This window comes from Rhizobium sp. CFBP 13644 (assembly GCF_014842165.1).
Classification (GTDB): Bacteria; Pseudomonadota; Alphaproteobacteria; order Rhizobiales; family Rhizobiaceae; genus Agrobacterium; species Agrobacterium tumefaciens_C.
The window spans coordinates 46,131-58,547 of the sequence record NZ_JACYVF010000010.1; the positions used below are offsets into that span (position 1 = coordinate 46,131).

Sequence of the window (12,417 nt, forward strand, 5' to 3'; positions counted from 1 at the left end):
CGTCATGATATGAACCGGCTTCCTCCTCAGAAGGCCGGGCCTGTGGTGTTCCAAGGCGATTCGTATAGTTCGTAAAGGGCAACGGCGGCAGCGCCTTGCGCCCACAATTCATCGCTCGATTTATCGAAAACCAGTTCCGCCACACCTTGCAAGGACGGCGGCACGGACGCTTCGAAGGCGGAGCGAATGCTGTCGATGAAAGGTGCGCCAAGCTCCAGGCTTGAGCCAACGATGATGACACGGGGTGGCGCAAACAGGGTGACGATATTGGCAAGCGTCAGGCCAATGGCGGCACCGGCGCGCTCGGCAGCAGCGATCAATTCATTGTCTTGCGCCAGCACCAATGTCTGCGCATGCATCATGCCGCGACCCAGACGTATGGCCTCCGCAAAACGCCCATCGGCGGGACGTGAGCCAAGAATGGCATTCTCTCCGGCCTGGCTGGCCAGCCGCACGGTTTTGTCCGGGCCAGCGACCAGAACCAGATCACCCAAATTGTGGCTAAGGCCACCTGCGCCGCGAAACAGATCGTTTCGGTGCAAGACGCCAAGTCCCAGCGTCTGCTCCAGTGAGATCAGAACCATGTCTTCCAGATCCCGTGCCTTGCCAAACCAATGGTGGCCAAGGGTCACGGCATGGGCGTCGCTCTCGATAATGGTCGGCTTGCCAAAGCGCGATGTCATTTCTTCTGCGAAGTTTATGTTGGTTTCCCGCAGGACAGGGCTGGAGCGGATGTTGCCCGTGCGGTGCTCGATCACGCCGGGCAGGCCAAGGCAGACCATATCAACATCTTCCAGCGACAGACCTGCATCCACCACGCAGCGCCGCACGCCATCCTCGATCAGGTCAGCAATGACGCCAATCGGCTGGCGGTCTATGCGAATGGGCAGCGCCAGCGTCGAAAGAACGTTGCCGCAGAAATCCGTCACCACGAACATCATCCGGTTGGCAGCGATTTTCGCGCCGACGACCCGGGCCGCATCCGGGTTCAGTTCCAGCATGACGCGCGGACGACCGCGAGCACCTTCGGTTCTGATATCGCCCAGATGGCGCGATAGAATCAGCCCGTCATCCAGAAGGGATGCGGTGATGGCCGAGACGGTTGTCGTGGAAAGCTGGGTTCGCTCGCTGATTTCGACCCGTGAAATCGGCCCATGGCGACGGACTGTATCGAGCACATTCAGGCGATTGATCGCGCGCATCAGTTCCGGGTCTGCGGTCTTCATGATTTCCAGTCGCGATCAAGGCAAGGCTAATGGCAATTACATCGGATTACGGATTTAATAGCCGAGCGACATGGGGGTGTGTCAAGCAAAAGCTGAAAATAACAGCAAATTGCCTTGACATTGAGCGGTTCCTTATATGAATTAATCCGCATTGGGGAATAATTGGGAACGTCCCCGGGAGGAATACCATCATGACGCATAAGCACGCAGGCGCAAGCCTGAGCGGCAAGTGGATGTCGTTTGCCGCGACCACAGCCATCACTTTCCTGCTCGGTACCGCCAGCGCGTCCGCCGCGACGGTGGTCAAATGGATGCATGTGGAACTTGATCCGAAATCCGTGGCTGTCTGGGAGGAAATTGCCAAGGACTTCGAAAGCAAGCATCCCGATGTTGATGTTCAACTGCAATTCCTGGAAAACGAGGCTTTCAAGGCAAAGTTGCCAACCTTGCTGCAATCCAACGACGTGCCGGATTTCTTCTATAGCTGGGGCGGCGGCGTGCTGGAGGAGCAGTCCAAGACCGGCGCGTTGAAGGATCTTTCAGAGATATTCGATGCAGATGGCGGAAAGGTTCGCAAGGCCTATAACCCGGCTTCCATTGAGGGCCTGTCCTTCGATGGCAAGGTCTGGGCCGTGCCCTATCGCGTCAGCCTCGTCAGCTTTTTCTATAATAAGGCGCTGTTTGCCAAAGCGGGCGTGAAGGCGGAAGACATCAAGACCTGGGATGATCTGGGCAAAGCCGTTCAAACCATCAAGGCCGCGGGCATCGTGCCGATTGCCGGCGGTGGCGGTGAAAAGTGGCCGATCCATTTTTACTGGAGCTACCTCGTCATGCGCAATGGCGGGCAGGCTGTGTTCGAAGCAGCCAGCAAGGGTGAGGGCGAAGGCTTTATGGCCCCGGCCATGATCAAAGCTGGCGAGCAACTGGCGGAATTCGGCAAGCTTGAGCCGTTCCAGCCCGGCTATCTCGGCTCAACATGGCCGCAGGCGCTTGGTGTTTTCGGTGATGGCAAGGCTGCGATGATTCTTGGTTTCGACAACACCGAAGCCAACCAGCGCAAGAATGCCGGTGATGGCAAGGGCTTAGCATCTGACAATCTCGGTCGTTTCGCCTTTCCGGCTGTCGAAGGCGGTGCCGGAAAAGCCACCGATACGCTCGGTGGTCTGAATGGCTGGGCCGTAACCAAGAATGCCTCCAAGGAAGCCATCGAATTCGCCACCTTCCTGACCAATGCTGACAACGAAAAGAAGATGGCCAAGGCCGGTATGATCCTGCCCGTCGCCGTTGGCGCCAATGAGGCCGTAACCAACCCGCTGATGGCTGGTTCAGCCAAGCAGCTTTCCGAGTCCACCTGGCACCAGAACTTCTTCGACCAGACACTGGGCGCTGCCGTTGGTCGCGTCGTGAATGATGTGTCTGTCGAGATCGTATCCGGCCAGATGACATCGGAAGAAGGCGCGCAGCAAATTCAGGATGCCTTCGAGCTTCGCTGATCCCGCACAAACGCAAGGACGCCCCGGCCTCGTTTCGTCGAGGCGTCCTTCGACCCGCGCGACAATGAAAGCGGACATCATGACGAATGTTTCAATTCCATCAGCATCCTCGCTGGTGAAGCCCATGCCCAAGCGAAAGCGCAAGCAAAGTTCAGTTGCCCACGACCGTGCGCTGACGCTGCTGTTCTTTCTGCCCCCGGCGCTTCTTCTGTTTACGCTCTTCGTCATCCTGCCGATGAGCGAAGCCGCCTGGTACAGCCTTTATCGCTGGAATGGCTATGGCACGCCGACCGAGTTCGTCGGTTTGAAGAACTTTCAGGTTCTGTTTGGCAACGCTGCCTTTTCGCAGGCGCTGATCAACAATGCGCTGATCATCGTCATCTCCATCTGCATTCAGATCCCGCTCGCCATCTGGCTTGCCACCATGCTGGCGCACAAAATTCCCGGCGTCGTCGCCTTCCGGCTGGTGTTCTTCCTGCCCTATGTGCTGGCCGATGTGGCCGCTGGTCTGATCTGGCGCTTCGTCTATGATGGTGACTACGGCCTGTTTGCCGCCATTTCCAACTTCTTCGGCTTTGCCAACCCTTATGTTCTGGCAGACAAGGATGTCGCCATCTATGCGGTCCTTGCCGTCATCGTGTGGAAATATTTCGGCTTCCACATGATGCTGTTCATCGCCGGGCTGCAGTCGGTCGACAAGAACGTGCTTGAAGCAGCAGAAATCGATGGTGCCACTGGCTGGCAGAAATTCCGCTATGTGACGTTGCCGATGCTGGGCTCAACGGTACGCCTGTCCGTGTTCTTTGCGGTTATCGGCTCTTTGCAACTGTTCGACATGATCATGCCGCTGACGGGTGGTGGCCCCTCCAACTCCACGCAAACCATGGTGACGTTCCTCTACACCTACGGCGTCATGCGCATGCAGGTGGGGCTTGGCAGTGCCGTGGGCGTCGTGCTGTTCATCATCTGCATCACGCTCGCCTTTGGTTACAAAAGGATATTCATGCGCCATGACTGATACATCCTCTTCCATCCGCGTCAGCATGAAGACGAGGCTTTACCTTTATGTCTCGCTCGGCCTCATCGCCGCGATCGTGCTGATCCCGCTTTTGACGACGGCACTTGGCGGCTTCAAGACGCTGGGGGATCTGCGCGTCAATCCGTTTGGCATGCCCGATGAATGGCAATGGTCGAACTATGGCGATATTCTTTTCGGTAAACGCTACTGGCTGCAGATCTTCAATTCGCTTGTTATTGCGGTGCTGACCGTGTTCCTGACGTTGGTCGTCTCGGCCATGGCAGCCTTCACCTTCGCGCATGTGAAGTTCTTTGGCTCGAATTTCCTGCTCAACTACTTCCTGTTGGGCCTGATGTTTCCTGCCGCCACCGCCATTCTGCCTCTGTTTATCCGTATCCGGGATCTCGGCCTTCTCGATACCTATTGGGGCGTGGTCCTGCCACAGGTGGCCTTCGGGCTCGGCATGAGCATTCTGCTGTTCCGCAACTATTTCAAGAACCTGCCAGAAGAGCTGTTTCAGGCCGCGTTTGTGGATGGCTGCGGCTATCTCAAATTCTTTTGGTACATTTCCATGCCGCTTTCGCGGCCCATCATCGCAACCGTGGGCATCGTGTCTTTTGTCGGAAGCTGGAACAGCTACATCCTGCCGCTCATCATGCTCAACTCGGAATCCAAATATCCCTGGCCGCTGGGCATCATGGTCTACCGGGGTGAGTTCGGCACGGAATGGCAGCTGGTTCTGGCCTTCATCACCATGACGATCCTGCCCACGATCATCGTCTTTTTCCTTGCACAAAAACATATCATTGCGGGTCTGACGGCTGGCGCCGTCAAGTCCTGACACGGGAGCAGAACATGGCATCTGTCGAACTTAACGATATCCGCAAGTCCTATGGCTCGCTGGGTGTCATCCACGGCATTTCGCTCGAAATAGCAGATGGCGAATTCATCGCGCTCGTCGGCCCGTCGGGTTGCGGCAAGTCCACCCTCTTGCGCATGATTGCTGGGCTCGAAGAGATTACCGATGGCGACATCATGATCGGCGGCAATATCGTCAACGAGATGACGCCGCGCGAGCGCAACATTGCGATGGTGTTCCAGTCTTACGCTCTCTATCCACATATGACAGTCGCGGAAAATATGGGCTTCAACCTGAAGATTGCAGGGCAGCCCAAAACCGTGATCGATGAACGGGTGGCAGAAGCCGCCCGCATGCTTGACCTCGCCAGCCTCATGGACCGCAAACCATCGCAGCTCTCAGGCGGTCAGCGCCAGCGCGTGGCCATGGGGCGCGCCGTTGTGCGCAACCCGGCAGTGTTTCTGTTCGATGAACCGCTGTCCAACCTCGATGCCAAACTGCGTGTTCAGATGCGCAGCGAAATCAAGACCTTGCACCAGAAGGTCGGCACGACGTCCATCTATGTGACCCATGATCAGATCGAGGCCATGACGCTGGCAGATCGTGTCGTCGTGCTGAACCAGGGCCGCATAGAACAGCAGGGCACGCCGCTTGAGCTTTACAAGACACCGGCAAACCTCTTCGTCGCAGCTTTCATCGGCTCGCCAGCCATGAACCTCATTGAGTGCATTGTGGATGGCGAAGACGGAGTTCCCGCCGCACGTCTTGATGACGGCACCGCCATCAGCATCTCGCAAGACCGCAAGGTCAAGCGCGGTCAATCGGTCACGATCGGGCTTCGTCCTGAACATTTCGCTGTTGATGGAAGTGGCGATGTGGCGGTGGAGGGCAGAACGCTTCTGGTTGAGCCGACGGGTGCACAAACCCACGTCATTTTCGATCTTGCCGGAAACCACGTGACTGCCGTGGTGGATGGTGAGCAGCCTGTGAAAACCAACACGCCGTTTTCAGCCCGCATCAGCCGCGAAAGGGTGCATGTGTTTGACAGAGCTTCCGGCCTCGCACTCTGACATCAGGCATTCGCATAAAAAAAGGGAGCGCCCAATGCCGCTCCCCTTTTTATTCTCAACTGCTTAAGCAGCAGCGAGCGCTTTTTCGATATCCTGAATGGAGTGACCTGTCAGGTCCTTGTCGAGTTCGCCCAACAGCACGTCAGACAGAGACTTGTGATAGCCCTTGCGCATCTCACCCAGCGTGCGGGGTGCTGCGATCACGATCAGGCCCTTGATGTTGCCACCCAGAACCTGCTTGTTGAGCAGCTCAGTAACGCCGGCGCTGAAGCCGTCTTCGTCCTGCTGGCTGTCATCAGGGTTGGCAGAGCTGCTGGAGTGGCGTGCACCGGACGGGATTTTGGAATCGTCAACCTCTGCACTCGGCATCGCCTTCAGCTTCACATTCTGCGCGTCGCCTTCGTTCTTGAAAAGGCTCAGCTTTGCGCCATCTGCAACGGCGACGACAGTATGCTGTGGAATATCCATGATCTTCTCCCAAATTGGCATTCAAAGTAAGGTCATGTCAGACCTTGTCTCGTTTGATTAACTGGTTGGGAGGCAATCCGTTCCTTATGATCGAGCTGGCGCTCGTATTACGGCATGAAAGGCTGTGAGGCAAAATGGTCCCATGGGCCGCCCATGTACCGCCAGAGATCAAGCCCAACAATCTCGATAGCGTGAGGACGAAACTCGGCGACGAGGCCTTTATATGTTGCATCAGCTTCCGCTCGTGAGACCTTGTTCTGGACTGTGATGTGCGGCTGCCATTTCTGCATATCCTGCCCACCCAGCCACGGCCTCAAAACCTGCTTCAGACGTGCATGGATATCCAGCAATTCGGGGCTGGTGATTGCAAACGCGACGCCTGCGCCAAGATGACGGATAGCGCTGACATCAGCTGTTATTGAACCGCGTGCTGCAACGTCCTTGAGGCCCTCGATGATTTTATCGGCGTATTCGCCGGGCAATCGGTGAAACATCGTCAGGTGGGCACGCAGGAAATTCCGATCCGGCGGAAAATGCTTTTGGCGCAAATCATCGAAAGGTTGAAGGTCCACATCTGCAATTTTGGCCGTCAAAATGAGGGGATCAAGTGTCTTCATACGTCTGTTCCTCGGTGCTCCCAAAGCAATGCGACCAGACTACGCCATGCGCGGAAGATTGGAAGGGGAGCGGAAATCGGACGCGGCTGAGGAGCTTAAAAGCCCTATACCGCTTGTTGGTAAGAAGTCTGACCGCATCTGGCAACACACGTCCACCTCACTTGCCCAATCGACTTTTCATCGCGCAGATCAACCTCCCTCACGCGGTGCGTTGCTTGCTCGTTGTTCAAATGCATATTTGTTAGGCAATGATAGAATATTGTTCAACAGTCTAGACACGATTGTCCTACTTTGGTAGCCTGTATTAGCAATCAGATCTGTTTGATGGCGGGGAGGAGGGACGTGTGAGCTTTGCTCGCCGCCTTGTGTTTTTCTCGCGATGCCAACGGCTCTGGATGAGACAGCACATGCCGCCGGAGACGCAGACATGACGAACGCATCGGACGCCCCAACCGCTCTTCTCTCCGTCGAAGGATTAAGCGTCGAGTTTGGATCCAGCCGGGTTGTCGATGATCTCTCCTTTTCTGTCGCCCCCGGAAAAACTGTAGCCGTGGTGGGAGAGTCCGGCTCCGGAAAATCCGTGACATCCCTGTCGACCATGCGTCTTGCAGATATGATGGGCGCGAAGTTTCCTGCCGGTCGCATCATGTTTGGCGGTCGAGATCTGCTCAAAGTCTCGCAAAAGGACATGCGCTCCATTCGTGGCAAGGATATCGCCATGATTTTTCAGGAGCCGATGACCTCGCTTAACCCGGTTTTCACCATTGGTGACCAGATTTGCGAAGTGCTCATCCTGCATGAGAAAATGACGAAGGCCGCCGCGATGGAAGAGGCGCGCAGGCTGCTTGATATGGTGCGTTTGCCGGATGCCGCAGCGCTTCTCGGTCGTTACCCGCACCAGCTTTCAGGTGGAATGCGCCAGCGTGTGATGATCGCCATGGCGCTCGCCTGCCGCCCCAAGCTTCTGATTGCGGATGAGCCGACAACCGCTCTCGATGTGACCATTCAGGCGCAAATTCTCAACATCATGCGAGATCTGCAAAAAGAACTCGGCATGGGCATGATTTTTATTACCCATGATATGGGCGTAGTTGCGGAAATGGCAGATGACGTCGTTGTCATGTGGAAGGGCAAGAAGGTGGAGGAGGGCCCGGTCGGGCAAATCTTCGCCAACCCGAAGCATCCCTACACCCGCATGCTTCTCTCCGCCGTTCCACGCCTTGGCAGCATGCAGGGAGAGGATTTTCCAAAGCGCACGCCATTGACGGTTCTGGAGGATGGAAAACCCAAGGTGATCGGTGAGGAGCGGGTGCAGGACACTGCGACCTATGGCAACACACCTCTGCTTTCCGTCAAAGATCTCATGGTCCGGTTCGATGTGCGCAAGAACCTGTTCGGCAAGGCCACGCATCGCCTGAGCGCGGTCCAGAAGGTCAGCTTCGATATTCACCCCGGCGAGACTTTGGCGCTGGTGGGCGAGTCCGGCTCTGGCAAATCCACCATTGGCCGCACCATCCAGCAGCTTCAGTCATCCATGGGTGGAGAAATCGCCTTTGAGGGGCGGTCTTTTTCGTCCATGTCTGCGGCGGAACGGTTCCGTATGCGCCAGCAGGTGCAATATATCTTTCAGGATCCGTTCGCCTCGCTCGATCCGCGCAAAACGGTTGGTTTTTCCATTGCCGAGCCCATCAACACCCATAGCCTCATATCGGACCGGAAAGCGGTTCGCCGCCGGGTGGATGAGTTGCTGGAGCGTGTTGGTTTGAACTCCACGCTAGCAGAACGCTACCCGCATGAATTTTCCGGCGGCCAGCGCCAGCGCGTCTGCATCGCACGGGCCTTGGCGTCTGATCCCAAACTGATCATTGCGGATGAGGCGCTCTCGGCGCTCGATGTTTCCATCCAGGCGCAGATCATCAACCTGTTCATGGATTTGCAGGCAGAGCGCGGGCTTTCTTACCTTTTCATCAGCCACGATATGGCCGTCGTGGAAAAGATCAGCCACCGCGTGGCTGTCCTCTACCTCGGGCAGGTCGTGGAGCTTGGCAGCCGTCGGCAGGTGTTTGAAACGCCGGGACATGACTACACACGCAAATTGCTGTCATCCGTTCCCGTCGCGGACCCGACGGCTGTGCGACATACGGCACTGATCGAGGGTGAAATTCCCAACCCCGTCCGGCGCGTGGGCGATGAGCCCAAAATACTTATTCATGAGGAAATCAATCCGGGTCACTTCGTTGCAAAAACGGCCTGAAAAACAGCGAAAAATCGCATCCATCTGAGAGGAACAGATCAATGAAGAGAATAAAGAGCGGACTGACGGCCTTCGTGGCGCTGGCACTATCCGGCGTGGCATTTGCCGCAACGCCGGCATTCGCTGCCGGTAAAATGACGATTTCCTCGCCGCAGGATCCCGGCAGCTGGGACCCGATCGATACGTTTCTGGTTCAGTGGGCCGCCGTTGCGACCAATATTTTCGACGGCCTGACCTATCGCGGCCCGGATTTGAAGCTGGTGCCCGGTCTTGCTGAATCCTGGGAAGAGCTGGACGAAGGCAAGCGCATTCGCTTCAAGCTTCGCCAGAATGTGAAGTTCCACAATGGCGAGCCCTTCAATGCTGAGGCCGTCAAGTTTACCTTTGATCGCCTGCTTGGCGAACAGGGTGCCAAGGGTCCGCAGCGGTCCAACTATACGGCCATCGAGAGCGTTGAAATCATTGACGACAACACCGTCGATATGAAGCTGAAGGCCCCGGATCCTGTTCTGCTGACCAAGCTTGCCGGATATGGCGCGATGATCGTTCCGCCGAAATACATCCAGGAAAAGGGTGAGGACAACTTCAACACCAATCCGGTTGGCACTGGCGCGTTCAAATTCGTGTCCTATGCGCCGAAGGTGAATATCAAGCTTGAAGCCAATGCCGATTACTGGGGCGGCGCGCCAAAGCTGTCGGAACTCGACTACCGCTTCATCTCGGAACCTGCGACAGCCGTTGCCGAGCTTCAGGCTGGCCGCGTCGATCTCGTCATTCCGCCAACCATTCCAATTGGCATGTTGCCGGTGATTCAGGGCGATTCCAATCTGGAAATCGTCAGTGTTCCCGGCCCAACTGTGGATGCGCTGCGCTTCAACACCCGCGATGGTATCACCAAGGACCCCAAGGTTCGCAAGGCGATCATCATGGCGGTGGATCGCGCCACTATCGTGAAGTCGATCCTCGCAGGTCAGGGTTCTGAAATCGCAAGCTTCCAAGGCGAGCTTTCCTTCGGCTACGACGCGGACCTGAAGCCCCTTCCTTACGATCCTGAAGGTGCGAAGAAGCTTCTCGCTGAAGCAGGCGTCAAGCCGGGCTCTACCGTTCAGATCGATATTCGCGGCAATGACGCGACGATGAACGAAGTGACGCAGGTTATCGCCAGCTATTTGCAGATGGTCGGCATCACCGCGACCATCAAGCCATACGAAACCAACGTTCTGCTGAACGACATCATCCCGCAGGGAAAGACCGGCGCGATGTTCCAGCAGAAATGGGGTGGATGGACGTTCGATTACGACAACACGGCCTACTCCATGTACCACTCCGGCGAGAAGTGGAACCCTTACGAGAAGGATGAGGCGCTGGATAAGCTGCTGGAATCCCAGCGTCCGCTGACAGACCGCGCCGAGCGTGAGCGTATCCTGAAGGAAGTTGGCAAATACACAGCTGAAAAGGCGCTGGAACTGCCGCTTTACAACACGAACGCGATCTATGGCGTCAGCAAGAAGGTCAAGAACTTCGTTGCCGCACCGGATAACCGCCTGAAGCTCACCGACGTCACCGTCGAGTAATCAGCATCTGACGCCGCTCCACCGGAGCGGCGTCACCATTCTCAATTCAAGGAAAAGAACGTGGCCGGTTTCCTCATCAAGCGATTGTTGCAGGCGTTTTTCGTCGTCATCGCCATCACGCTGCTCGTCTCCTTTGCCATTCGCCTGACCGGCGACCCCGCCGTGACCATGTTTCAGGGCGGCGGCAGCATGACGGAAGAGGATCTGGCGCGCATCCGCGTGGCGCTTGGTACTGACCAGCCGTTTTTTGTCCAATATTGGAACTTCCTCAAAGGCCTTGTGACCTTCGATCTCGGAAAAAGCTTCGTTGGCGGTACGCCCGTCTCGCGGTTGATTGGCGATGCACTGCCCGCCACATTGATGCTCGCCTTCATTTCCATGGTTGTATCCATCGCGCTGTCGATCCCGCTCGGCATCAAGGCTGCGACATCCAAGGGTAAGGGTGTCGATCAGGCAATCCGCATCTTCTCGCTGCTTGGCCTGTCATTCCCCAATTTCTGGCTCGCACTGATGCTGGTTCTCTTGTTTTCGATCACGCTGGGCTGGTTGCCGCCAAGCGGCATGGGCGGTGTCGTGAGCTACATCATGCCTGCGCTGACCATGGGCGTTATTCTGACGGCCACGAATGTGCGTCTCGTTCGCACGGCCATGCTCGACACTTTGCAGTCTCAATATATCATGGTTGCACGCGCCAAGGGCCTTAGCGAAAGCAAGGTTCTCTACAAGCACGCGCTGCGCAACTGCGCCATTCCGCTCATCACCTATTTCGGCCTTCAGTTCGGCGGATTGCTGGGCGGTATCGTGGTGATTGAACGGGTGTTCAACTGGCCCGGCATGGGCTCGCTCGCGTTCGATGCCGTCGGCGCGCGCGATTATCCGGTGTTGCAGGCGGTCATCACTGTGCTGTCACTGATGATCGTCGGCATCAATCTTCTGGTCGATATTGCTTACGGGCTGGTCGATCCCCGTATCCGCACGGAGTAACCCACATGGCTGCCAACACCTTTCGCCAGTCGCGCTTTTACAGCCTCGAGTTCATTCTCGGTGCCTCGCTGACGGTTATTATCTGCGCCGCCGTGCTGCTGTCCGATGTGCTTTTTCCCGGTGGCGCGGAAAAGATCGATCTGATGGCGCGGCTTGCCAAACCCTTTGCCACTGCCGCGCATCCTTTCGGCACAGATCCGCTGGGGCGCGATGTTCTGGCCCGCGTCGTTGCAGGCGGCAAAATCTCACTGCTGGTCGGCTTCACATCGGTCATCGGTGCCGTTGTGTTTGGCGTGCTGATGGGCCTGATCGCAGGCTATTACCGCGGCTTCTGGGATATGGTCGTCATGCGGTTTGCCGATATCCAGCTCGCCATGCCTTTTATCCTTCTCGCCATCACCTTCATCGCCATTGTTGGCGGCAGCCTCACCAACACCATCATCCTGCTGATCGTTTCGCAGTGGGTGCAATATGCGCGTCTGGTGCGCGGTTCTGTTCTGACACTGCGTGAGCGCGAATTCATCCTGTCGGCGCGGGCTATCGGCGTGAGGGATTGGCGTATCATTTTCCAGCACCTTTTGCCGAACCTCATAGGCCCGGTCATCGTGCTGATGACGTTGAATGTTGCCAACAACATTCTGCTGGAAAGCAGCCTGACATTCCTCGGCATGGGCGTTGATCCGACGATACCAAGCTGGGGCGGCATGCTGGCGGATGGCCGCACCTATTTGCAGATCGCGTGGTGGGTCAGCGTATTTCCGGGCCTTGCAATTCTGCTCACCGTGCTCGGCCTCAATCTTCTGGGTGATTGGCTTCGTGACAGCCTTGATCCGACCGGCAGAACAGCAAGGTAG

Annotated in this window: 11 protein-coding genes; 8 read left to right on the forward strand and 3 right to left on the reverse strand. The window is 56.7% G+C overall.

Annotated features, from left to right (window positions below; genetic code table 11):
* Positions 1 to 26: 26 nt before the first annotated feature.
* On the reverse strand, positions 27 to 1,226 hold the full coding sequence (locus tag IFT53_RS20535; RefSeq protein ID WP_192067337.1) for an ROK family transcriptional regulator: 1,200 nt from the start codon (positions 1,224 to 1,226) through the stop codon (positions 27 to 29).
* Between the two features lie 233 nt (positions 1,227 to 1,459).
* Between IFT53_RS20535 and IFT53_RS20540 the strand changes: the two genes are divergently transcribed.
* The 4 genes from IFT53_RS20540 (at position 1,460) to IFT53_RS20555 (ending at position 5,666) form a co-directional block, all read left to right on the forward strand.
* Positions 1,460 to 2,719: an ABC transporter substrate-binding protein gene (locus IFT53_RS20540; RefSeq protein ID WP_244656407.1), complete on the forward strand. Its 1,260-nt coding sequence runs from the start codon at positions 1,460 to 1,462 to the stop codon at positions 2,717 to 2,719.
* A 79-nt stretch (positions 2,720 to 2,798) separates the two neighbouring features.
* The gene (locus IFT53_RS20545; protein ID WP_192067333.1) at positions 2,799 to 3,737 is read left to right on the forward strand and encodes a carbohydrate ABC transporter permease; all 939 of its coding nucleotides are present in this window, start codon (positions 2,799 to 2,801) and stop codon (positions 3,735 to 3,737) included.
* Positions 3,730 to 4,578, forward strand: coding sequence for a carbohydrate ABC transporter permease (locus IFT53_RS20550; protein ID WP_192067331.1), 849 nt, complete (start codon positions 3,730 to 3,732; stop codon positions 4,576 to 4,578). The genes IFT53_RS20545 and IFT53_RS20550 overlap by 8 nt, the downstream gene beginning before the upstream one ends.
* Before the next feature lie 14 nt (positions 4,579 to 4,592).
* A complete protein-coding gene (locus IFT53_RS20555; protein WP_192067329.1) occupies positions 4,593 to 5,666 on the forward strand; it encodes an ABC transporter ATP-binding protein in 1,074 nt (357 codons plus the stop codon).
* A gap of 63 nt (positions 5,667 to 5,729) precedes the next feature.
* On the opposite strand, the gene IFT53_RS20560 is transcribed toward IFT53_RS20555, so the two are convergent.
* On the reverse strand, positions 5,730 to 6,134 hold the full coding sequence (locus tag IFT53_RS20560; protein ID WP_192067327.1) for a host attachment family protein: 405 nt from the start codon (positions 6,132 to 6,134) through the stop codon (positions 5,730 to 5,732).
* A gap of 107 nt (positions 6,135 to 6,241) precedes the next feature.
* Complete coding sequence (locus IFT53_RS20565; RefSeq protein WP_192067326.1) at positions 6,242 to 6,751, reverse strand: 2'-5' RNA ligase family protein; 510 nt, start codon at positions 6,749 to 6,751, stop codon at positions 6,242 to 6,244.
* Positions 6,752 to 7,178: 427 nt separating this feature from the next.
* On the opposite strand from IFT53_RS20565, the gene IFT53_RS20570 reads away from it, so the two are divergent.
* The 4 genes from IFT53_RS20570 to IFT53_RS20585 are packed head-to-tail and all read left to right on the forward strand — an operon-like array spanning position 7,179 to position 12,417.
* Positions 7,179 to 9,005, forward strand: a complete 1,827-nt coding sequence (locus IFT53_RS20570) for an ABC transporter ATP-binding protein (protein WP_192067324.1) — start codon at positions 7,179 to 7,181, stop codon at positions 9,003 to 9,005.
* 41 nt (positions 9,006 to 9,046) lie between these two features.
* On the forward strand, positions 9,047 to 10,579 hold the full coding sequence (locus tag IFT53_RS20575) for an ABC transporter substrate-binding protein (protein WP_192067322.1): 1,533 nt from the start codon (positions 9,047 to 9,049) through the stop codon (positions 10,577 to 10,579).
* 60 nt (positions 10,580 to 10,639) lie between these two features.
* Positions 10,640 to 11,563 (forward strand): ABC transporter permease subunit, encoded by a 924-nt coding sequence (locus IFT53_RS20580; RefSeq protein WP_192067321.1) that lies wholly within the window; start codon positions 10,640 to 10,642, stop codon positions 11,561 to 11,563.
* Between the two features lie 5 nt (positions 11,564 to 11,568).
* A complete protein-coding gene (locus tag IFT53_RS20585; protein WP_192067319.1) occupies positions 11,569 to 12,417 on the forward strand; it encodes an ABC transporter permease in 849 nt (282 codons plus the stop codon).